The 19,449-nt window shown below is 65.6% G+C and carries 19 protein-coding genes; 13 read left to right on the top strand and 6 right to left on the bottom strand.

Annotated features, from left to right (window positions below; genetic code table 11):
- Nucleotides 1-34: 34 nt before the first annotated feature.
- Nucleotides 35-1,093, top strand: coding sequence for an anthranilate phosphoribosyltransferase (gene trpD / locus B0I08_RS09050; RefSeq protein WP_106212013.1), 1,059 nt, complete (start codon nt 35-37; stop codon nt 1,091-1,093).
- Nucleotides 1,094-1,232: 139 nt separating this feature from the next.
- Here the strand turns inward: trpD and glpK are convergent, their stop codons facing one another.
- Together glpK and B0I08_RS09040 are read right to left on the bottom strand one after the other, a co-directional pair.
- Nucleotides 1,233-2,747 carry a glycerol kinase GlpK gene (gene glpK, locus B0I08_RS09045; RefSeq protein ID WP_106212011.1) on the bottom strand — a complete coding sequence of 505 codons (1,515 nt, stop codon included), beginning with the start codon at nt 2,745-2,747 and terminating at the stop codon, nt 1,233-1,235.
- A gap of 119 nt (nt 2,748-2,866) precedes the next feature.
- Nucleotides 2,867-3,613, bottom strand: a complete 747-nt coding sequence (locus B0I08_RS09040; RefSeq protein WP_106212009.1) for an MIP/aquaporin family protein — start codon at nt 3,611-3,613, stop codon at nt 2,867-2,869.
- 223 nt (nt 3,614-3,836) lie between these two features.
- Here B0I08_RS09040 and dhaK point away from each other — a divergent pair, with 223 nt between their 5' ends.
- The 8 genes from dhaK to B0I08_RS09000 all read left to right on the top strand — a co-directional run bounded on the left by dhaK (nt 3,837) and on the right by B0I08_RS09000 (nt 11,047).
- On the top strand, nt 3,837-4,838 hold the full coding sequence (gene dhaK / locus B0I08_RS09035) for a dihydroxyacetone kinase subunit DhaK (protein WP_106212007.1): 1,002 nt from the start codon (nt 3,837-3,839) through the stop codon (nt 4,836-4,838).
- Nucleotides 4,839-4,844: 6 nt separating this feature from the next.
- Nucleotides 4,845-5,480 carry a dihydroxyacetone kinase subunit DhaL gene (gene dhaL, locus B0I08_RS09030; RefSeq protein ID WP_106212005.1) on the top strand — a complete coding sequence of 212 codons (636 nt, stop codon included), beginning with the start codon at nt 4,845-4,847 and terminating at the stop codon, nt 5,478-5,480.
- 4 nt (nt 5,481-5,484) lie between these two features.
- Nucleotides 5,485-6,237 (top strand): dihydroxyacetone kinase phosphoryl donor subunit DhaM, encoded by a 753-nt coding sequence (gene dhaM, locus B0I08_RS09025; RefSeq protein WP_106212003.1) that lies wholly within the window; start codon nt 5,485-5,487, stop codon nt 6,235-6,237.
- Nucleotides 6,238-6,310: 73 nt separating this feature from the next.
- Nucleotides 6,311-7,618: an aminotransferase class V-fold PLP-dependent enzyme gene (locus B0I08_RS09020; protein WP_181243353.1), complete on the top strand. Its 1,308-nt coding sequence runs from the start codon at nt 6,311-6,313 to the stop codon at nt 7,616-7,618.
- Nucleotides 7,615-8,073, top strand: coding sequence for a Fe-S cluster assembly sulfur transfer protein SufU (sufU, locus tag B0I08_RS09015; protein WP_106212001.1), 459 nt, complete (start codon nt 7,615-7,617; stop codon nt 8,071-8,073). The genes B0I08_RS09020 and sufU overlap by 4 nt, the downstream gene beginning before the upstream one ends.
- A gap of 52 nt (nt 8,074-8,125) precedes the next feature.
- Nucleotides 8,126-9,097, top strand: a complete 972-nt coding sequence (locus B0I08_RS09010; protein ID WP_106211999.1) for a J domain-containing protein — start codon at nt 8,126-8,128, stop codon at nt 9,095-9,097.
- Between the two features lie 387 nt (nt 9,098-9,484).
- The gene (locus tag B0I08_RS09005; RefSeq protein WP_219905640.1) at nt 9,485-10,033 is read left to right on the top strand and encodes a hypothetical protein; all 549 of its coding nucleotides are present in this window, start codon (nt 9,485-9,487) and stop codon (nt 10,031-10,033) included.
- Between the two features lie 153 nt (nt 10,034-10,186).
- Nucleotides 10,187-11,047, top strand: coding sequence for a DUF2382 domain-containing protein (locus tag B0I08_RS09000; RefSeq protein WP_106211995.1), 861 nt, complete (start codon nt 10,187-10,189; stop codon nt 11,045-11,047).
- A 165-nt stretch (nt 11,048-11,212) separates the two neighbouring features.
- Here the strand turns inward: B0I08_RS09000 and B0I08_RS08995 are convergent, their stop codons facing one another.
- On the bottom strand, nt 11,213-14,764 hold the full coding sequence (locus B0I08_RS08995; protein WP_106211993.1) for a DEAD/DEAH box helicase: 3,552 nt from the start codon (nt 14,762-14,764) through the stop codon (nt 11,213-11,215).
- Between the two features lie 28 nt (nt 14,765-14,792).
- Complete coding sequence (locus B0I08_RS08990; protein WP_106211991.1) at nt 14,793-15,485, bottom strand: NAD(P)H-hydrate epimerase; 693 nt, start codon at nt 15,483-15,485, stop codon at nt 14,793-14,795.
- 148 nt (nt 15,486-15,633) lie between these two features.
- Between B0I08_RS08990 and B0I08_RS08985 the strand changes: the two genes are divergently transcribed.
- Nucleotides 15,634-15,978, top strand: a complete 345-nt coding sequence (locus B0I08_RS08985; RefSeq protein WP_106211989.1) for a DUF7882 family protein — start codon at nt 15,634-15,636, stop codon at nt 15,976-15,978.
- A gap of 2 nt (nt 15,979-15,980) precedes the next feature.
- On the opposite strand, the gene B0I08_RS08980 is transcribed toward B0I08_RS08985, so the two are convergent.
- Nucleotides 15,981-16,490, bottom strand: coding sequence for a metallophosphoesterase family protein (locus tag B0I08_RS08980; protein WP_106211987.1), 510 nt, complete (start codon nt 16,488-16,490; stop codon nt 15,981-15,983).
- Between the two features lie 35 nt (nt 16,491-16,525).
- Here B0I08_RS08980 and ligD point away from each other — a divergent pair, with 35 nt between their 5' ends.
- On the top strand, nt 16,526-17,548 hold the full coding sequence (gene ligD, locus B0I08_RS08975; RefSeq protein WP_106211985.1) for a non-homologous end-joining DNA ligase: 1,023 nt from the start codon (nt 16,526-16,528) through the stop codon (nt 17,546-17,548).
- 3 nt (nt 17,549-17,551) lie between these two features.
- On the opposite strand, the gene B0I08_RS08970 is transcribed toward ligD, so the two are convergent.
- The gene (locus tag B0I08_RS08970; RefSeq protein WP_106211983.1) at nt 17,552-18,595 is read right to left on the bottom strand and encodes an ATP-dependent DNA ligase; all 1,044 of its coding nucleotides are present in this window, start codon (nt 18,593-18,595) and stop codon (nt 17,552-17,554) included.
- 89 nt (nt 18,596-18,684) lie between these two features.
- Between B0I08_RS08970 and B0I08_RS08965 the strand changes: the two genes are divergently transcribed.
- Both B0I08_RS08965 and B0I08_RS08960 read left to right on the top strand, forming a co-directional pair.
- Nucleotides 18,685-19,167 carry a hypothetical protein gene (locus tag B0I08_RS08965; protein WP_106211981.1) on the top strand — a complete coding sequence of 161 codons (483 nt, stop codon included), beginning with the start codon at nt 18,685-18,687 and terminating at the stop codon, nt 19,165-19,167.
- Complete coding sequence (locus B0I08_RS08960; protein WP_106211979.1) at nt 19,167-19,448, top strand: transcriptional regulator; 282 nt, start codon at nt 19,167-19,169, stop codon at nt 19,446-19,448. The genes B0I08_RS08965 and B0I08_RS08960 overlap by 1 nt, the downstream gene beginning before the upstream one ends.
- Nucleotide 19,449 lies beyond the last annotated feature (1 nt).

Here is a 19,449-nt window from a genome sequence, read left to right as displayed (position 1 = left end):
TGCCAGTCGACCCCGAATCGATAGGATTTGAACCATGTCCTCCGATTCAACCTGGCCACAGCTTCTCGGCATCCTTGTAGAAGGCTCTAATTTGTCTATCAGCCAGGCGACCTGGGCGATGCAGCAGGTCATGGCCGGGGAGGTGACGGACGCGCAGCTGGGCGGCCTGCTCGTGGCGCTGCGGATAAAGGGTGAAACGGTTGACGAGATCGTCGGATTCCGCGATGCCGTTCTTGCCAACGCCCTGCCTCTGTCGGTCGATCCGATGGTGCTCGACATCGTCGGTACCGGAGGAGACCCGTACGGGGCGGTTCTCAATATCTCCTCGGTGGCGTCCATCATCTGCGCGGCCTCCGGGGTTCCGGTGCTGAAGCACGGCAATCGCGGCGCGAGCTCGGCCTCCGGCGCGTCGGATGTGCTCACCGCACTCGGAGTAGACATCTCGATCTCGCCCGAGCGTGCAGCCGCGGTGCTGCGGGAGACGAACATCAGCTTTGCCAACGCCGCAATCTTTCACCCCGGCTTCCGGCACGCGGGACCCACCCGCAAGGAGCTGGGCATCTCGACGCTCTTCAACATCCTGGGGCCGCTGTGCAATCCGGCCCGGCCGGAGGCCTCCGCGGTCGGTGTGTCGAGCCTCGACCGCGTTCCTCTTATAGTCGGGGTGTTCCAGACGCGTGGCGCCGCAGCGCTGGTCTACCGCGGTGACGACGGAATCGACAAGCTCACCACCACCGGCCACAGCCACGTCTGGGAAGTCTCGCGTGGCTCGGTGACTGAGCACGACCTTGATCCGCTCGATCTGGGCATCGCACGCTCGTCGATCGACCAACTGCTGGGAAAGGGACCGGACTACAACGCCGGTGTCGCGCGCGCTGTGCTCGGGGGCGACCCGGGCCCGGTGCGCGATGTTGTTCTGCTCAACGCGGCGGCTGGATTGGTCGCGTTCGATCTGGCGCAGCATCCCAGCCACATCAGGGATCCCTTTGTCGAGCGGATGTCGCGGATGCTCGTGATCGCCGAAGCCACCATTGACTCCGGGGCCGCGCTGGTGAAGCTCGACCAGTGGGCTGCCGCCACCAACGCGGCCTGAGCGAACAGCGACGACCACGACCGGCGCGGCGGTACTCGTCGCCCCAGGGCCAAACAAAAGCGCCGCCCGGGTGAACCGGGCGGCGCTTTCGCTGTTGTGTAGCGGGGTGTCTGCTCTAAAGCGAGGTGTCGCGGGACTCCTAGAGGATGTCTTCGTCGACCCAGTCGAAGGTCTTCGTCACGGCCTTCTTCCAGTTGCGCAGCTGACGCTCGCGTTCTGCGGTCTCCATCTGCGGCACCCAGCGGCTGTCTTCCTGCCAGTTCTTACGCAGGTCGTCGAGGTCGCTCCAGAATCCGACCGCGAGACCGGCCGCGTAGGCTGCTCCCAGCGCGGTGGTTTCGGCGACAACCGGACGCACGACGGGGACTCCGATAATGTCGGCCTGGAACTGCATCAGGGTGTTGTTGGCGATCATGCCCCCGTCGACTTTGAGTTCGGTCAGGTCAACGCCAGAGTCGGCATTGACCGCGTCGAGAACCTCACGGGTCTGGAACGCGGTCGCTTCCAGGGCAGCGCGGGCGATGTGCCCCTTGTTCGCAAACCGAGTCAATCCCACCAGTGCTCCGCGGGCATCCGCGCGCCAGTACGGGGCGAAGAGACCGGAAAAGGCGGGAACGAAGTACACGCCGCCGTTGTCGTCGACCGTATTGGCGAGAGTCTCGATCTCCGGGGCGCTCTGAATAAGGCCGATGTTGTCTCGCAGCCACTGCACCAGCGAGCCGGTCACCGCAATCGATCCCTCGAGCGCGTAGTGGGCCGGGGCGTCGCCCAGCTTGTAGCCGAGCGTCGTGAGGAGCCCGTTTTTCGAGTGGATGATCTCCTCGCCGGTGTTGAAGATGAGGAAGTTACCCGTGCCGTAGGTGTTCTTCGACTCGCCGGTATCGAACGCCGCCTGGCCGAATGTCGCCGCCTGCTGGTCACCGAGGATCCCGGCTACCGGCACCTCGCGCAGCAGGCTCGAGGATTCCACTTCGCCGTAGACCTCGGACGAGCTCTTGATCTCCGGCATCATCGAGCGCGGTACCCCAAAAATACCCAGGATCTCGTCGTCCCACTGCAGCGTCTTCAGGTCCATAAAGAGCGTCCGGGAGGCGTTGGTCACATCGGTGACGTGCACGCCGCCGTCGATGCCCCCGGTGAGGTTCCAGACAACCCAGCTGTCCGTGGTGCCGAACAGCAGATCACCGGCCTCGGCCTTTTCGCGGGCACCCTCGACGTTCTCGAGGATCCACATGATTTTGGTGCCCGAGAAGTAAGTCGCCAGCGGCAGTCCGACCCGCGCCTTGAACCGTTCTGTTCCGCCGTCGGCTGCGAGTGCATCGACGATGCCCTGCGTGCGGGTGTCCTGCCAGACGATCGCGTTGTAGACGGGAACCCCCGTCGTTTTGTCCCAGACGACTGCCGTCTCGCGCTGGTTGGTGATTCCCACAGCGACGATGTCGTGGCGGGTGATGTCAGCGCGGGACAGCGCCTGGCCGATGACCTCGCGGGTGTTGTTCCAGATCTCCGCTGGGTCGTGTTCGACCCATCCAGCGCGGGGGAAGATCTGTTCGTGTTCCTTCTGGCCTACCGAAACGATAGAGCCGGAGTGGTCGAAGATGATCGCCCGGGTGCTGGTCGTGCCCTGGTCGATCGCAACGATGAAATCGGTCACGGAATTAACTCCTTTGTTGGGGCCATGGGCAAGTGCCATGGCCATTCCTGTGCATACATAAGCTGGTGCTTGGTTCAAAGGTGAGCAATTAGCTTATCCGGTGAACCTGGGTTGGCGGCTTAGCTCAGCGGGAGCAGGGGGGCGGCGGCGAGCCCGCCGAGGATGCCGCCGATAACGGGCCCGACGACCGGGATCCAGGCATAGCCCCAGTCGCTCGTGCCCTTGCCGGCGATCGGCAAGACCGCGTGCGCGATGCGCGGGCTGAGGTCACGGGCGGGGTTAATTGCGTAACCGGTCGGTCCACCGAGCGAGATGCCGATCACGACTACCAGCAGTGCCACCGGAAGTGCGCCGAGCGCGGCGAGCCCCGCGGGAACGGACAGGTCGACGTCGCCAACCCGTCCGAATCCGACGATGACGAACACGAGCACGAACGTGCCGATGATTTCGGTGATGAGGTTCCAGGCGGAGCTGCGAATGGCGGGGCCGGTGGAGAACACGCCGAGCTTGTTGGCCGCGAGAGGCTCATCGTCGAAGTGCTGCTTGTACGCGAGCCACACCAGCACGGCTCCGATAAAGGCACCGACAAACTCGCCAGCGAAGTAGACCAGGATTTGCGTGAAGCTGAGTTCCACGCCGGAGGCCCAGAGGCCGAGGGTCACCGCAGGGTTCAGGTGCGCGCCCGACGAATAGGCGACCGTGACACCGGCGAAGACTGCGAGGCCCCACCCGAAGTTCACCATCAGGAATCCGCCGGCGTTGCCCTTGGTTTTGGCGAGTGCGATATTCGCGACTACACCACAACCGAGCAATATGAGCATCGCCGTGCCCACTGTTTCCGAAAGGAAGATAGTTCCGAGATCCACGTTGACCGTCCTTGGTTTCGGCGCGCACTGAGCGCGCGCAGCCCCCATTTGAGGGGATTTCAACCCACCTTATTCCTGACCAGCGGGGCAAAAACAGGCCCTTGCCGAGAAAAACTGTGGCGGCTTATCCTCGGCTGCGGTCTGGGCTAGGTTGAAGGCTACGCTGCTCAAAATCGAATCATCCGAAGGATTCGTCCACAACGAAGTGTCGAGAGGAACGGTCATGAAAAAGCTCATCAATGATCCGAAAAATGTCGTAGAGGAAGCGGTGACGGGGTTCGCCGTCGCCCACGCTGACCTCGTGACCGCGTCTTTCGACCCGATCTTCGTTGTGCGAGCGGATGCCCCGGTCGCGGGCAAGGTGGCGCTGATCAGCGGGGGCGGGAGCGGGCACGAACCGCTGCACGCTGGTTTCGTCGGATTCGGCATGCTCGACGCCGCGGTTCCTGGCGCCGTGTTCACCTCACCGACCCCCGACCCGATCCTGGCGGCGACGCTCGCAATCAACTCCGGGGCTGGGGTGTTGCAGATCGTGAAGAACTACACCGGCGACGTGCTGAACTTTGAGACCGCCGCGGAACTTGCCGAGGCCGAGGGGGTGACCGTACGCACCGTCATCGTCGACGACGATGTCGCCGTCAAGGATTCGCTGTACACAGCGGGGCGCCGGGGCGTCGCCGGCACCGTGCTGGTGGAGAAGATCGCCGGCGCCGCAGCGCAGCGCGGGGATGACCTGGAGGCGGTCGCCGCGATCGCCACCCGTGTGAACGCGCAGACGCGATCGATGGGGGTCGCGCTCACGCCCTGCGTCGTGCCGCACGCGGGCGAGCCAAGCTTCACCCTCGCGGACGATGAGATCGAGATTGGTATCGGGATCCACGGGGAACCTGGTCGCGAGCGGATCCAGCTCGAGCCCGCCGACCAGATCGTCGACCGGCTGCTGGCACCGATTCTCGAAGACCTCCCGTTCGCCTCCGGGGATCGCGTGCTGCTGTTCGTCAATGGCATGGGCGGCACCCCGCAGGTCGAGCTCTACATCGTGTATCGCCGCGCGGCCGAACTGCTCGCCGCCAACGGCATCGAGGTCGGTGTGAGCCTCGTCGGCAACTTCGTCACCAGCCTCGAGATGCAGGGGGCGTCGATCACGGTTCTCAAGCTCGACCCTGAACTGGAAGAATTGTGGAACGCGCCGGTACAAACCGCCGCACTGCGCTGGGGAAGGTAACTCACCATGGCTTTAGACATCACGTGGACGAAGGCGTGGATCGCGCGGAGTGCAGACGTGATCTCGGAGCACCGCACCGACCTGACTACGCTGGATCGGGCGATCGGTGACGGGGATCACGGCGAGAACATGGACCGCGGATTTTCGGCCGTGGCAACCAAGCTGGCCGATCTCAGCGCCGACGCTACCCCCGGTGATGCCTTGAAGATGGTTGCAACCACGCTGATCTCGACCGTGGGCGGCGCATCCGGGCCGTTGTTCGGCACCGCGTACCTGAAGGCAGCGGGCGCGGTCGCCGGCCATGAGGAGCTTGACGGGGCGGACCTCGTCGCGATGCTGACCGCCGCGCGCGACGGGATCGTGTTGCGGGGCAAGGCGGAACCGGGAGACAAGACCATGATCGATGCCTGGACCCCCGCGGTGGAGGCCGCGGCCACAGCACTGGCAGCGGGAAAGGACGAGGTCGCCATCCTGGTTGCCGCGGCGGAGGCGGCCGAGGCAGGCTCCGCAGCGACGGATCCGCTCGTTGCCCGCAAGGGCCGCGCGAGCTACCTCGGCGAACGCGCGATCGGACACAGGGACCCCGGATCGGTGTCCTCCGCGTTGCTGTTACGCGCTGCCGTAGACGCGACGACGGACTAGAGCCGTGAGCGTCGGGTTGGTCGTTGTCTCTCATTCCGCCAAGATCGCGGAGGGAATCGTGGAGCTCGCGGGCCAGATGGCCCCCGGGGTTCGCATTCGCGCTGCGGGGGGAACGGATGACGGGGGCCTCGGTACCAGCTTTGACCTCGTGATGTCGGCGGTAGTAGACGCCGACGATGGCGACGGAGTGGTCGTCATGTGCGACCTTGGCTCCGCCATTCTCACCGCCGAGACGGCGCTGGACTTCCTCGATGACGAGTTGCGCGCACGGGTGCGTATTGCCGACGCACCGATCGTCGAGGGTGCGGTTGCCGCGGCGGTCGCCGCGGAGGTGGGCGGTGCGCTGGCCGAGGTGGTTGACGCTGCCGAGGCTTCCGCCGCAGCATCCGCCATGACGTCCGACCAAAATTCGCCAGAGGAAGCTGTCGAATCGACCTCGTCGGATCGCCGGGGCTCCGACCTGAGCAGCACGACCCTCCCGCCCTCGTCCGAAAGGCCAGAGGAACCGATCGGGGCGAATGCAACCCTGATTAACCCCTCGGGGTTGCACGCACGCCCCGCGGCGGAGTTTGTGCGGCTGGCGAGCACATTCGACGCGAGGATCACGGTGAACGGGGTCGATGCAAAAAGCCTGCTGCGCATCATGGGGATGGGCCTCGGGATCGGATCCTCGGTTCGCGTGGAGGCGACCGGCACGCAGGCACAGGAAGCGGTCGACGCGCTGACGACACTGCTGGCGTCCGGATTTGGCGAGTAGCTCTGGAGACGAGTAGCTCGCAGCAACTGCGCCGGTCCTGCGGCCAGGGGCGCGAGTGCGTAGGCTGGAAGTTGTGCCCAGTCTTGTTCATGGCGTTTCCGTCAGCCCTCTCAGCGACCTCGAAGTCGCGTCGATCCGCGCGGACTTTCCCGCTCTCGGCGAGTTCGTCAACGGGCAACCGCTCGCCTACCTCGATTCCGGTGCGACCGCTCAACGGCCTCTCGCCGTGCTCGATGCCGAGCGCGACTTCCTGCTTCACTCCAACGCGGCCGTGCATCGCGGAGCGCACACGCTGGCCGCTCTCGCGACCGAGGCCTATGAGGACGCCCGCGCGACCGTCGCTGACTTTGTTGGCGCGTCCCCGGCCGAAATTGTCTGGACCTCCAACGCTACCGATGCGCTCAACCTGGTCGCCTACGGGATGGCAAATGCCAGCCACGGGCGCGGTGGCCCAGCGGCACGACGCTTCGCGCTCGGCAGTGGCGATGAGATCGTCATAACCGAGGCGGAGCACCACTCCAATCTCGTCCCGTGGCAGGAGCTGGCCGCCGTAACCGGCGCAAGCCTGAAATACGTGCCGGTGCGAGACGATGGTACGTGGACAGCGGATGACGCGGCCGCCGTCATCACGGAGCGCACCCGACTCATCGCCTTCGCTCACGTATCGAACGTCACCGGGTATGTTGCGCCCGTGAGCGACATCGTGGCGCTCGCGCACGCGGTCGGCGCACTCGTTGTGCTCGATGCCTGCCAGTCCGCACCGCATCGGCGCCTGAACCTGGTGGAACTCGACGTGGACTTCGCCGCGTTCTCCGGACACAAGATGGGTGGCCCTAACGGGATCGGCGTGCTCTACGGGCGCGCCGACCTTCTCGATGCGTTGCCGCCGTTCCGTACCGGAGGATCGATGATCAACACGGTGACGATGGAGGGTTCGGACTTCCTGCCCGCGCCACAACGGTTTGAGGCGGGGACGCAGCCGGTATCCCAGGCGGTCGCACTCGCCGCCGCGGTGCGGTACCTCGAGTCGGTGGGCCTCGACCGCATCGACGAGCACGAAAACGCGCTCGCGCAGCGTATGCTCGCCGGTCTCGCAGACATCCCCGGGATCCAGGTGGTGGGTCCCGCCGCCGGCGTAACCCGCGCGGGCCTGGTCAGCTTCGACGTGGTCGGCGTGCACGCCCACGACGTGGGCCAATACCTCGACTCCCGCGGCATCGCCGTTCGCGTCGGACACCACTGCGCCCAACCCCTCCATCGCCGACTCGGTCTGACGGCCACGACACGGGCGAGCGCGTACCTCTATACGAGCACCGACGACGTCGACCGGTTTCTTGCTGCCGTCGCCGAGGTGCGCCCGTACTTCGGGGTGGACGAGTGAGCGACGCGCTGGCTGGCCTCTACCAGGAAGTTATCCTGGATCATTCGAAGCGCCGTATCGGGTTCGGTGAGCTCGACCACTTCGACGCGATGCATTTTGAGCGCAATCCCACCTGTGGTGACGAGATCACCCTGCAGCTCGCGCTCGAGCCCGGCACTGACCGGATATCCGCGCTTGGCTGGCGCGGAGCCGGGTGCAGTATCTCGATGGCTTCCGCGTCGGTGCTCGCCGAGATGGCTCCGGGAATGACCATCGCCGAACTTCAGTCGACCATCGCCGAATTCCGCGAGATGCTCCGCTCGCGCGGTGCGGGAGAACCCGACATTGACATTCTGGGAGACGCGGTGGCCTTCCACGGGGTGTCGAAGTTCGTCATGCGCGTGAAGTGCGCAATGTTGGCGTGGGTTGCCACCGAGGCCTGCATTGCAGAGACGTCCTCACGACAGACGTCCTGACGAGAACTCTTCTGACGAGAACTCTCCTGACAAGAACACTCCCGGCGATTTTATGAGTCCCAGTTCCGACGCCTACGAGGTTCTCGGCGTGACCTCCAGTGCGACTGACGACGAGCTGCGCCGCGCGTACCGCAGAGCGCTTCGGCGAACCCACCCGGACACGGGAGGTGTCGCGGTGGAATTCCACGCGGTTCAGGTCGCGTGGGAGGCCGTCGGTACCGCCGAGGATCGCGCCCGGTACGACCGCACCTCCTCGGCCTTTCCCGCCGCAGGGTCGTCGCGGTCGCCGTGGTCCACCTGGTCGCCACCGAACTCGGCGGACTCGGCCGGCACCCGCACCGGCCGGTCTTCCTTTCGCTCCCCGGCCTCTCCCGGCGCGACGTATGGCCACGCCGGGTTGTGGTGGCGTAAGCAGTATGTGACGGGCGTGGGTGAGTGGGCCAGGCAGATGGGAATGGCGTCAGTCGACCCCTATGACGCGCGACTCGCTTCTGCACTGCCCGGCAGTGTGCGCCAATGCCTGATCGCCGCGATGACGGAGGAGGCGACGGCGACAGCGCTCACCGGTGTGGGCAGTTCCTTCAGTATCTGGCACGACGTCTCCACCGAGGTCGCCGGAGGAAACCCCGCAGAGAAACTCGATCACGTTGTGCTCGGGCCCACCGGGCTCTTCGCCCTGCTGTCGGAGGACCGTGGTGGGGAGGTCTATGTGCGTGGCGGGGATGTCACGGGCGATGGTTTCGGTCGGCGTGAGCGCCCCATCCGAACGCTGATATCGCGTGCAAACTTCTTCAGCGAAAACATGGGGGTGCGATTCACCGCAGTCATCATGGTGGTGCCGGATGATGCGGGCATCACCGTTCCCACCGAGGTGAGCAGGCTGCGCGGCCTGTCCGCGGTGCTCGTGCGCCGGTCGGATCTTTCGCCCTTCCTGCGACTCGGCCTGCCGGGCACGCTGCCGGTCAGTCCCGAAACCGTGACAGCCGCGCGTGAGCACCTGCGGCGAGCCGTGCAACTCATCTGAAACGGGAGCAACGCTCCGTTCCCACGGACACGGCGAACCGCGCGCTCGTGCCGTTCCCCGTCAAGATCGCCCGAAGTGGGGGATTCGCACCGTGCCTGTGTGTTCAACCCCTTGTTGCGATTTCGGCGATCGGATTGACTGTTCTCAACGCGATGGCGCGCGACGACGCGAGCTGGGCCTATTCAGTAACGAGGATCGGTAATGTCAACCTCAGATCCGACACGAGACGGCACGTCCCGCTCTTCAAGCGGGACCCCCTCAGGAAGCAGGGTCCCCGCCGACGATAACGCTCAACCGCCTCTCACCAATCCCGGCACAAACGATTCCGGGCAGCGCGACACATCTGCCGTCCCGGTGGGGGACCGCCCGACCGTCCGCCAAGAGGTAGTGGCACGCCAGAAGGAACAATTCGGCGGCATCAAGATCGGCTCGGCCTTCTTCGGATGGCTGGCAGCTACGGGAACCGTGGTGCTGCTGAGCGCAGTCGCGGGCACCATCGCCGTTTTGCTCGGCTACAGCGCAGAGACAACGACAAATCAGTTTGCCGATCCAACGTCGTGGGACATGGGAACCACAGCCTGGGTAGGCGGGGTGATTGCGCTGGTGATTCTATTCGTCGCCTACTACTGCGGCGGGTATGTTGCCGGCCGCATGGCCCGCTTCAGCGGCGCCGTGCAGGGACTTGCGGTGTGGCTGTGGGCGATCGTCGCCGTCATAGTCGTGACCATCCTCGGACTCATCATCGGCAACGAACTGGACGCTGGGGGCAGCCTCGAGGGTGTTCCCCAACTCGGAGCCCAATCCGAAGACTTCACCTTCGGAGGAGTGATCGCGGCGCTGCTTGCCGCTGCAGCCAGCCTCGGCGGAGCAGTCCTCGGCGGCATCGCGGGTATGCGCTTCCACCGCCGGGTGGATAAGGCCGGCCTCGGCAAATAGAGCTCGTTTCGCAGGGACTAGCGCCTGCTTCGCGCGAACTAGCGGCTCTTCGCACGCCCACCCTCAGACGGGGCCGCTTCCGGCGCGCCCGCAGAGAAACACCCCCAAGAAACACACCCCAAAGAAACACCAGACACAGAAAGCAGGAGTCAGATGATTGACACCACGAATCTCCCGAGCCTGATCGGAGCCGACGTAGTCGACCGGGACGGTGAGAAAATCGGAACCGTCGGACAGATCTACGTCAATTCCGAGACCAACGAACCGCTGTGGGCGAGTGTGCGCACCGGCCTGTTCGGAATGTCCGAGTCGTTCGTCTCGCTGGAGGGAGCCAACTCAGACTCCGACACGCTCCGGGTGACCTACGAGAAGGACTTTGTGAAGGACGCCCCGCGCATCGATGCAGACGGCGCACTCTCCGAAGACGAAGAAGCAGCGCTGTACGACTACTACCGCGGCGACGGCGTGCCTTCGGGGGCGACGACGAACGACGATCTCGCCTCGGCGGGCGTTTCCGGCCGCACCACGACCGATCGGACGGCCACAGACGGCACCGCGACCGACAGCGCGGCCTCGGGATCCACCGGAACCACGGGGTACGACACCTCAGGCCCGACGACCGATGACGCGATGACGCGCTCGGAGGAGCAACTCCGCGTCGGAACCGAGCGGGTCGAGACCGGCCGTGTTCGCCTGCGCAAGTACGTGGTCACCGAAAACGAGACCGTCACCGTACCCGTGAGCCGCGAGGAGGTGCGGCTCGAGCGCGAACCCATCACCGACGCGAACGTGGACTCCGCGACATCCGGCCCAGCCATCAGCGAGGAGGAGCACGAGGTGATCCTGACCGCGGAGCGCCCCGTTGTGGAGAAGACGACCACTCCGGTGGAGCGTGTACGGCTCAATACCGAGACGGTCACGGAGGACGCACAGGTCAGCGAGGAGCTGCGCAAGGAGCGCATCGAGCTCGAGGGCGACGAGGCCGACCTGAAGAACCGGCCGTCCGCGCGATGACGGTCGTTGCGATCGTCACCTAGTCGCAGTCGCAGTCGAGTCGCACGCAGCGGGCCGTGTCACACCAGCAATGGTGGGCACGGCCCGCTCGTCTGGCACGGCCCGGACGTCTGGCGCGGCCCGAGCATTTGTTCAGCCTGCGACAGCCGCAAAGAGAGGGCTCCGTCAGTCGAGGAGCCCGCGGATGTCGTCGGCGGTGAGGGCGGAACTGAACACGGCGTCATCGTCCATCACCGCGTCGAAGAGCCGCGATTTCTTCTCCTTGAGGGCCATCACCTTCTCCTCGATAGTTCCGGTGGAGATCATCCGGTACACCATCACCGATTTACTCTGCCCGATCCGGTGCGTACGGTCGACCGCCTGGGACTCGCTCGCGGGGTTCCACCACGGGTCGAGCAGGAAGACGTAGTCCGCCTCGGTGAGATTCAACCCGAATCCACCGGCCTTCAGGCTGATGAGGAACACCGGAGCGGTTCCCTCCTTGAACCGCTTGATGACATCGCCGCGGTTCATCGTGGAACCGTCCAGGTAGCAATACTCGATGCCCGCGGCGTCGAGACGCGCGGCAGCTTTCTTCAGGAACGAGGTGAACTGGCTGAAGATCAGCGCGCGATGATCCTCCGCGACCACGTCTTCGAGCTGTTCGAACAACGAATCGAGTTTGCTCGACGGGATGTCGCTGTACTTGTCATCCACCAGAGACGCATCGAGGCTCAGCATGCGCAACAGGGTCAGCGAGCGGAAGACCTGAAACCGGTTCTTGTCGAAGTCATCCATGAGTCCGAGCAATTTCTTGCGCTCGCGCTGCAGGTAGGTGTCGTAGAGCTTCTTGTGCTTCGGCGCGAGGTCGATCTTCAGCACCTGCTCCTGCTTTGCGGGCAGGTCGGCTGCGACCAGGTCTTTGGTGCGGCGCATCATAAGGGGGCGGATGCGGCGGCGCAGGCGAGCGACCAGGTCGGCGTTATCGCCCCGGGCGATGGGCCGCACATATTCCTCGGTGAATCCGCGCAGCGACGGGAACAACCCGGGCGCCACGATGGAGAACAGCGACCACAGGTCGGTGAGGCTGTTCTCCATCGGCGTTCCGGTGATGGCGAGCTTGAACGGCGCGCGGAGCTCGACGGCGCAGCGGTGCGTGTGGGAGGTTGGGTTTTTTACGAACTGGGCTTCGTCGAGGATCATTCCTGCCCACTCCTGGTTCTGGTAGGCCTCGAAGTCGAGTCGGAACAGCGCGTACGACGTGATGACGAGATTCGTGCCCGCGACGAGTTCGTCCAACGGAACGCGGCCCTTCGCCTGGGTGGTCGTGATGCCGCGCACGGCGAGGTGGGGGGCGAACCGCTCCGCCTCCGAGACCCAGTTGGAGACGACAGAGGTGGGGGCGATGACGAGAAACGGCGGCGCGGCGACATCCCGCTGCCCCGATGAATTAACGGCGTGGCTGATCAGCGCCAGGGTTTGCAGGGTTTTACCGAGGCCCATGTCGTCGGCGAGCACACCGCCGAGCTGGTGCTGCCACAAAAAGGCCAGCCAGGTGAAGCCGTCGTGCTGGTACGGACGCAGCGTGGCATCGATCTGCTCGGGCACCGGCACCGGGGGCACCGACTGCAGTTCGAGCAGACCGGACACGGACGCCCGCCAGGTGTCCGCCTGCTCGGTGTTGTCCGCCAGCTCGGTCAGTTCGGACCACAGGCTCGACTGGTAGCGACTGATCCGGGGAGTAGCGGAACCGTCCTGAAGCGTCGATGCCTCATCGATCAGTTTCTTGAGGCTGTCGAAGACGGGCTGGTCCAAGGAGAGGAAGGAATCGTCGTCGAGCAGGAGTGTGTCTTGGTTGGTGGAAAGGGCGGCGAACAGGGGCTCGAAGGGTACGTCGCGTCCCTCGATCGTCACGGTTACGCCGAGGTCGAACCAGTCGCCGTGATCGGTCGCCTCTGTGCGAACGGTGAGGGTCGGTGCCGCGGTGAGCTCCTGGTAGGCGGGGCGGTCACCCGAGATCTCGATGCGCACACCGTCGAGAGCTTCGAGCGCGGGCAGAACGTCGTGGCTGAATTGCGCCGCCGCGAGCCCGCGCAGGGTCGCCACGGGGTGAAGGGCGCCGACCTGGTCGAGCACCCTGGTGCTGGCGGTGCTGGCGGTGCTGCCCGTGCTGCTGGTGCTGGCGTTGGTTGTGCTCGTGGTGTCGCGCAGGCGGGGCCACGCGGCGAGGGCTGCTTCGACCCGGCGCAACACGTCGCGCTCGACCGCGGTGTCGCGCGCGCCGGATTCGTCGTCGCCGGGACGGAGGGTCTTTGTCTGGGCGACCGAGGCCGCGTCCCCGATCCGGTATTCCCAGTTCCACCGCAGGTCGAGACCGTTCTCCGGGAGGAACGCGGCGCTCAGCACAAGCACCGGCGGCACAAATTCTGGCAGTCGAACCGAAGCGTCGTCGCTGGTGATCGCAATGGTGCGCCGTAATCGCGGGTAGTACTCGGTCAGGAATTCGGGCACGTCCTTCCCGGGCACACTGATCTGATCCGCGCGGCCGAACAGGGCGCGCTGGTCGGAACTGAGAGGTTGTGCGGTGGGCGCGACGGTCACGGCGAAATGGGGAGTGGTCTCGATGCTGTACACACCGTGGTCGCCGATGGTGCCCGCGGTGTCTATCGGGCGTGCGGTGCCGTCGATGCGGAGGCGGGTGCGCAACTGCAGGGGGGCGGCGGTGCGTTTGGTGGCCTGTTCGCCGCCGGTGCTGGCGTCGAGGGTCAGCTCGACGGAAGAGCCGAGCTGCACCGACGCGGACTTTTTTGGTCCCACAAACGCAATGCCGAGTTCGGCCGCCTGCCCCATGAGGTTCCAGAACAGCGGGCTATGAAAGTCTTCGAGCAGGAGCCACTCCGGGCTGGGGCCGAAGTGGGTCGGATTGGTGGCGCTGTACAGGCCGGCGAGCTGTGCAAACCACAGGCGCTGTACCGGGTCGAGCCCCAACTGGTTCGTCGGAAAGCTGAGCGAGTACCAGGTGAGCGATCCGCGCACCCAGTTGCCCGTGGGACTTTTCGTGACCGGGCGCACCGCGAGGCGGCGCTTTTTGCGTGCCGCGGGTGACGGATCGGTGAGTGTGGCGGCCTTGGTGGCCGCCGCACCCCAGTTCTGCCCGCGCCGCACTGCCGTTTCTCGTAACTCGAACAGCAGCGCCATCGGCACACTGGCGGCGGAAGTGTTCGGCGAATTCGGTGCGAACGAACCGGCTGCCGAAGCGCTGCCAGGCGCCGTCGCGGGGTTGCCCGCGTCCAGCGCGCTTTTCCAGCGGGGTGTCGGCTTGGTCTTCTCGGGCGCAGCCGCCCGAACTTCCATCGCACGCGCGGGGTGTCCGCGGGAAGCGCCCCGGAGCGCGCTGGCGTGGAAGATGCGCGCGTCGTCGGCCTCCTGGATGTAGATCGAGTTGGCTTCGATCAGCGTCGCCGCGACGTGCTTGCAGTCCTGACCCATGGGGCAGGTACAGGTGCCGTACAACGGCCGACGCAGCGCACTACCCGACGGCGCGAGCTGAATGTTGCAGGAGTACGGGCGGGGCTTGGTTCCCTGGACGAGGCCCGTGAGCGAACCCGTATCGGAGTCCCACGTCACATCGATGACCGCACCGACGCGAGCGTAGGGGCGGCCTCGCTGGAACGAAGTGGGACCGACCAGACGGATGATGTCGCCAACGTCGACGAGCGGAAAGGCGTCAAACGACATGCCCCAATGCTCTCACGTGGAGCCGCGCTCAGAGGCGGATGACCGGTGTCATCGCGGAAAGCTCGGCGGTGATGCCGATGTCCACCACCACCAGCCGCCCCGCATACGACCGAGCGGGCTCGCGCAGCAACCCCGCCTTCGCTCCGCCGAAAGTGACGGTAACGTCTGCGGGAAGCACCACAGGATCCGGCACCGCACCGTCGTCCGGCCCAACGCCGCTCGGGATGTCAACGGCGACGACCGTCGGGCCGTCCGGCGCTTCGACCACAGACCGGAGCAATGCGACGACCTCGCGCGCCCGGCCGCGCAGCGCGGGATTGGCGCTGGTTCCCGTTCCGAGGATCCCGTCGACCACGATGGAGTGCGAACGGGCCAGTTCGACCAGCTCCGCGTCATCCGCCGGTCCGAAATCAGGAAAACGCACGCCCGCTTCGAGCGCTGCCACGCGCCCGACATCGTGCATCCGGTCTGCGGTGGGCAGTAAGTCGACCGCGATGCCCGCCCCGGCGAGCTCTGCGGCAGCCAGGAGGGCGTCCCCTCCGTTGTCGCCCGATCCGACCAGCACCAGCACCGAGCCGGGATGGGGATCGGTTGCCGGAGGCAGCAGGGAACGAACCTCGCTGGCGAGGGCCGCTGCTGCACGCGCCATGAGGGGCTCACCCGCGGCTCGGTGGGGTGCCTCCGCGGCGCGAATCTGGTCGACCGAGTATCCACTGATCATGGGTTGAGTCTCGCATCCTCGGCCGCCCTGCCTCACGCTCGGTGGCCCCTTTCTATTGGCAAACAGGAAGCGTAGATTGCTGGCGAAGAACAGGTGCGCGAAGCGGCGCGCGCCGCCTCGCATACACGCCACCGAAAGGGGCAGGGCAGTGGGCCACCTTCTCTACGACTCGACCGAGCCCATCTATTTCGATGATCGCCTGCTGTGGCACATCAAGCTGGTCATCATCGCAAAGCTTCGGCGCCAGGAGAGCTTCAGCTTCTCCTGGGACAACGACAACGAGGGCGACGGCGGCCTCACCTGTATTTGGCTGCACTCCGAAGCGAATCTACGATTCGAATTCACCATCGCCACGGAACCGGACATCAATCGCGACTGGCTCGAAGCCCTGATGCATTCCGCCAACTCGACCAGCGGACTGCACGTGATTCCGGAGGCGAAGGCGGCGGAACAGACGCGAGGCAAGAAGACGGCCAAGGGTGCATCAAAGTAGGCTCACGCAGACGGCGGCACCGCCAGCAGCGCGACATCCACCAGTACTCCCGTGTCGATAACGGCGGTCACGTAGGTGCAGACGGGCTGGCGTCGCCGGTCGGTGGGGGAGCCCGGGTTGAGCAGCCGCATCCCGGACGGGGCAACGGAGTCCCACGGAATGTGGCTGTGTCCGAAAACCAGTACGTCCGTATTGGGGAAGGCGGCGTCCATCCTCTGTTCGCGGCCGGCCGCGGAGCCGGTCTCGTGGATCATCGCGAACCGCACGCCGTCGATGGTCTCGCGTGCGATTTCGGGCAGCCGCGCCCAGAGTGCGGGGCCGTCATTGTTGCCGGCCACCCCGATGAGTCGGGCGGCACGCGCCTGCAGTTCGTCGAGCAACGCGACATCCACCCAGTCCCCGGCGTGAAGCACGACGTCGGCGTCGTCAACCGCGTGCCACACCGCTGCCGGAAGCACGCGCGCCCGTTTCGGGAGATGAGTGTCCGAGATGAGCAGAAGTTTTGTGACCATGGTCCAATCCTGCTCCACACCGGTACCGTGGATCCATGGCAAGCGAAGCGACAGTGCTCACCGTTGACGGTCCGGATGGTGCTCGCGAGGTGCGGTTGAGCAGCGGGAGCCGCATGCTCTGGCCCGAGGTTGAGCTCACCAAACTCGACCTCGCTCACTACGTCGTCGAGGTGGCCGACGCATTTCTTGCCGCAAACGGGGGACGGCCGCTGTCGCTGCAGCGCTTTCCCGGCGGGGTGGACGGCGAGCAGTTCTTCTCGAAGAACCCGCCCCGCGGCACTCCCGATTACGTGCGCACCGCCACGGTGGTGTACCCGAGCGGGCGCACGCATCCGCAGCTCGTGCTCGACGAGGCCGCCGCGATTGTCTGGGCGGTGCAGATGAACACCGTGGTGTTTCACCCGTGGCCGTCGCGGGCAAAAACATCGGATTTTCCCGATCAGCTGAGGATCGACCTCGACCCGCAGCCCGGAACGGACTTCGACGATGCGATTGCCGCGGCCATAGCCCTGCGCGGCGTGCTCGAGGAGGCCGGGCTCACCACCTTCGTCAAGACATCCGGCAACCGCGGCCTCCACGTCTTCGCCCCCATCGAGCCGACCCACGAGTTCATCGACGTGCGCCATGCCGTGATCGGGGCCGCGCGAGAGCTGGAGCGCCGCATGCCCGACAAGGTCACCACCCACTGGTGGAAGGAAGAGCGGGGTGAGCGCATTTTTCTCGACTACAACCAGGCCAACCGTGATCGCACCATGGCTGGCGCCTACAGTCCGCGTGCCCTCGCGCACGCCCCGGTGTCGTGTCCGGTGACCTGGGACGAACTCGAGAGCGTGCGCCCGGAGAACTTCACGATTCGCACGGTGCCGGAGCGGCTCCGCACGACCGGCGACCCCTGGGCGACCATGCAGTCGAGCCTCGGCACAATCGACGAGCTGCTGCGCTGGTGGGAAAAAGACCTCGAGCGCGGGCTGGGCGAGCTGCCCTACCCACCCGACTACCCCAAGATGCCCGGCGAACCGCCGCGGGTGCAGCCCAGTCGGGCGCGCCAGAAGGACTGAGCGTCAGCTGAGCACGGTACTGAGGTCGTAGGCCGCCGGAACCTCGAGTTGCTCGAACGTGCACGAGGCGGCATCCCGATCCGGCCGCCACCGCGCCAGCTGGACGGTGTGACGAAACCGGCTTCCCTCCATCTGGTCGTACTTCACCTCGGCAACCAGCTCCGGACGAAGGGGCACGTACGACACGTCTTTCCCGGAGGAGAAGCGGCTGCGATCGGTTTCTGCTGGAGCGACCTCGCCCGTGGCATCCCGCAGCACCAGCGGTTCGAGTTCGTCGATCAGGCTCAGGCGACGGGCATCCGTAAAGGCAGACGCACCGCCCACGTTGCGCAGCACCCCCTCGTCGTTGTAGAGCCCGAGCAGCAGCGATCCCACGCCCGAACCGGACTTGTGGATGCGATACCCGAGCACCACGACATCCGCGGTGCGGTGATGCTTGATCTTCAGCATCGTGCGCTTGCCCGGGGCGTACACGGCGGCCAGCGGTTTCGCGACGACCCCGTCGAGCCCTGCACCCTCGAACTCGACCAGCCAGCGCCGGGCGAGAGTCACATCGGTGGTGAGCTGGCTGAGATGAAGCGGATGCCCCTTGCCCCCAGCGACCTCGACGAGCTGGTCACGGCGCCTCTCGAAGGGCTCGGACAGCAGGTTCGTGTCGCCGCGGGCCAGCAGGTCGAAGGCGACGAACATGGCCGGGGTGCTTTCGGCCAGCGTGCGGATCCGGCTCGCCGCGGGGTGAATCCGCTGCGACAGCGCCTCCCAGTCGAGCCGCGCGCTGCCGGTGTCGCCCTGGGCGACCACGATCTCCCCGTCGAGAATGCACGGCTCGGTGAGCAGGCGAGGGAGGGCCTCGGTGAGTTCGGGAAAGTACCGCGTCAGCATCTTCGCGCCGCGGCTGCCGATCTCGATGGTGTCACCGTCGTAGGAGATGATGGCGCGAAAACCGTCCCACTTCGGCTCATAGCCCAGCCCGCCCTCGACGCTGTTCGGCTCGGGCACTGCGCCGACGGCCTTGGCCAGCATGGGGGAGATGGGCTCATGTTTCATCCCTTGATCCTCCGCCCGCAGGCCCTGAACAACAAGAGGGCGGGCCATGCTGTTGACTTTCCAACATGGAATGTGATTGACTTTCCAGCATGGAAAACAAGCAGAGCGACGACCTTCGAGTCTCATTCGCGGCGATTGATGCGGGCCGCGCGGCCGCAGCCGACCGCCTCATCACTCCGGCGTGGTACCACCCAGTGTTGGGCCTGTTAGGCGGCGGCTACGTCGTCGCGATCACCATCGGCAACACGCTCACGATGATCGTCGCGATTGTGGTCTTTCTGGTCGCTCTGCCGCTGATGATCAGTGCGTACAAACGGCAGACCGGCGTCTGGATCTGGGGCTTCGGTGCCGGAAAGGCGAGCCGCTGGACCTACCTGCTGGGCGCATTGATGCTGGCGAGCGCCGGAGCGATGTTTTACTTCCATGATGTTGTGGGAATCGACTGGCCCGCCTGGCTACTCGGGGCGGTGATTGTGGTCCTGGTGATCCTCCTCGGTCGCCAGTTCGACAAAGCCGTTCGCGCACAGCTTCGCGCGGCATCGCACAGCCCGGCTCTGCTCGAGGGAGAGTAGTGACTGCCCAGTTCAACGAGGTCGTCCACGCGCCCAACCGGCTGCAGATCTGCGCTTTTCTGAACTCGACCGACCGGGCGGAGTTCAGCGTGATCCGCGACATGCTCGACGTGGCGGATTCGGTGACCAGCAAACATCTGCGGGTGCTGGAGCAGGCCGGCTACGTGCGGCTGCTCAAGCCGAGCGGACTGGGACGGGTGCGCACCTGGGTGGAGCTCACCGCTGCGGGTCGACAGGCCTACCTCGGCCACATAGCCGCACTGCGGGCCCTCATTGAGTAAG

Source organism: Glaciihabitans tibetensis (genome assembly GCF_003003265.1).
GTDB classification, from domain to species: domain Bacteria; phylum Actinomycetota; class Actinomycetes; order Actinomycetales; family Microbacteriaceae; genus Glaciihabitans; species Glaciihabitans tibetensis.
The sequence above is the reverse complement of the archived record's forward strand: the minus strand, read 5'-3'. Positions and strand labels throughout refer to the sequence as shown.

Bases quoted from the DNA above. Each gene is read 5' to 3' on its own strand.
- dhaK (WP_106212007.1), top strand. From the start codon at position 3,837: ATGAAAAAGCTCATCAATGATCCGAAAAATGTCGTAGAGGAAGCGGTG.
- B0I08_RS09000 (WP_106211995.1), top strand. From the start codon at position 10,187: ATGATTGACACCACGAATCTCCCGAGCCTGATCGGAGCCGACGTAGTC.
- B0I08_RS09010 (WP_106211999.1), top strand. From the start codon at position 8,126: ATGAGTCCCAGTTCCGACGCCTACGAGGTTCTCGGCGTGACCTCCAGT.
- B0I08_RS08965 (WP_106211981.1), top strand. From the start codon at position 18,685: ATGGAAAACAAGCAGAGCGACGACCTTCGAGTCTCATTCGCGGCGATT.
- B0I08_RS08970 (WP_106211983.1), bottom strand. From the start codon at position 18,595: ATGAAACATGAGCCCATCTCCCCCATGCTGGCCAAGGCCGTCGGCGCA.
- B0I08_RS08995 (WP_106211993.1), bottom strand. From the start codon at position 14,764: ATGTCGTTTGACGCCTTTCCGCTCGTCGACGTTGGCGACATCATCCGT.
- B0I08_RS08980 (WP_106211987.1), bottom strand. From the start codon at position 16,490: ATGGTCACAAAACTTCTGCTCATCTCGGACACTCATCTCCCGAAACGG.
- B0I08_RS08990 (WP_106211991.1), bottom strand. From the start codon at position 15,485: ATGATCAGTGGATACTCGGTCGACCAGATTCGCGCCGCGGAGGCACCC.
- trpD (WP_106212013.1), top strand. From the start codon at position 35: ATGTCCTCCGATTCAACCTGGCCACAGCTTCTCGGCATCCTTGTAGAA.
- dhaL (WP_106212005.1), top strand. From the start codon at position 4,845: ATGGCTTTAGACATCACGTGGACGAAGGCGTGGATCGCGCGGAGTGCA.
- ligD (WP_106211985.1), top strand. From the start codon at position 16,526: ATGGCAAGCGAAGCGACAGTGCTCACCGTTGACGGTCCGGATGGTGCT.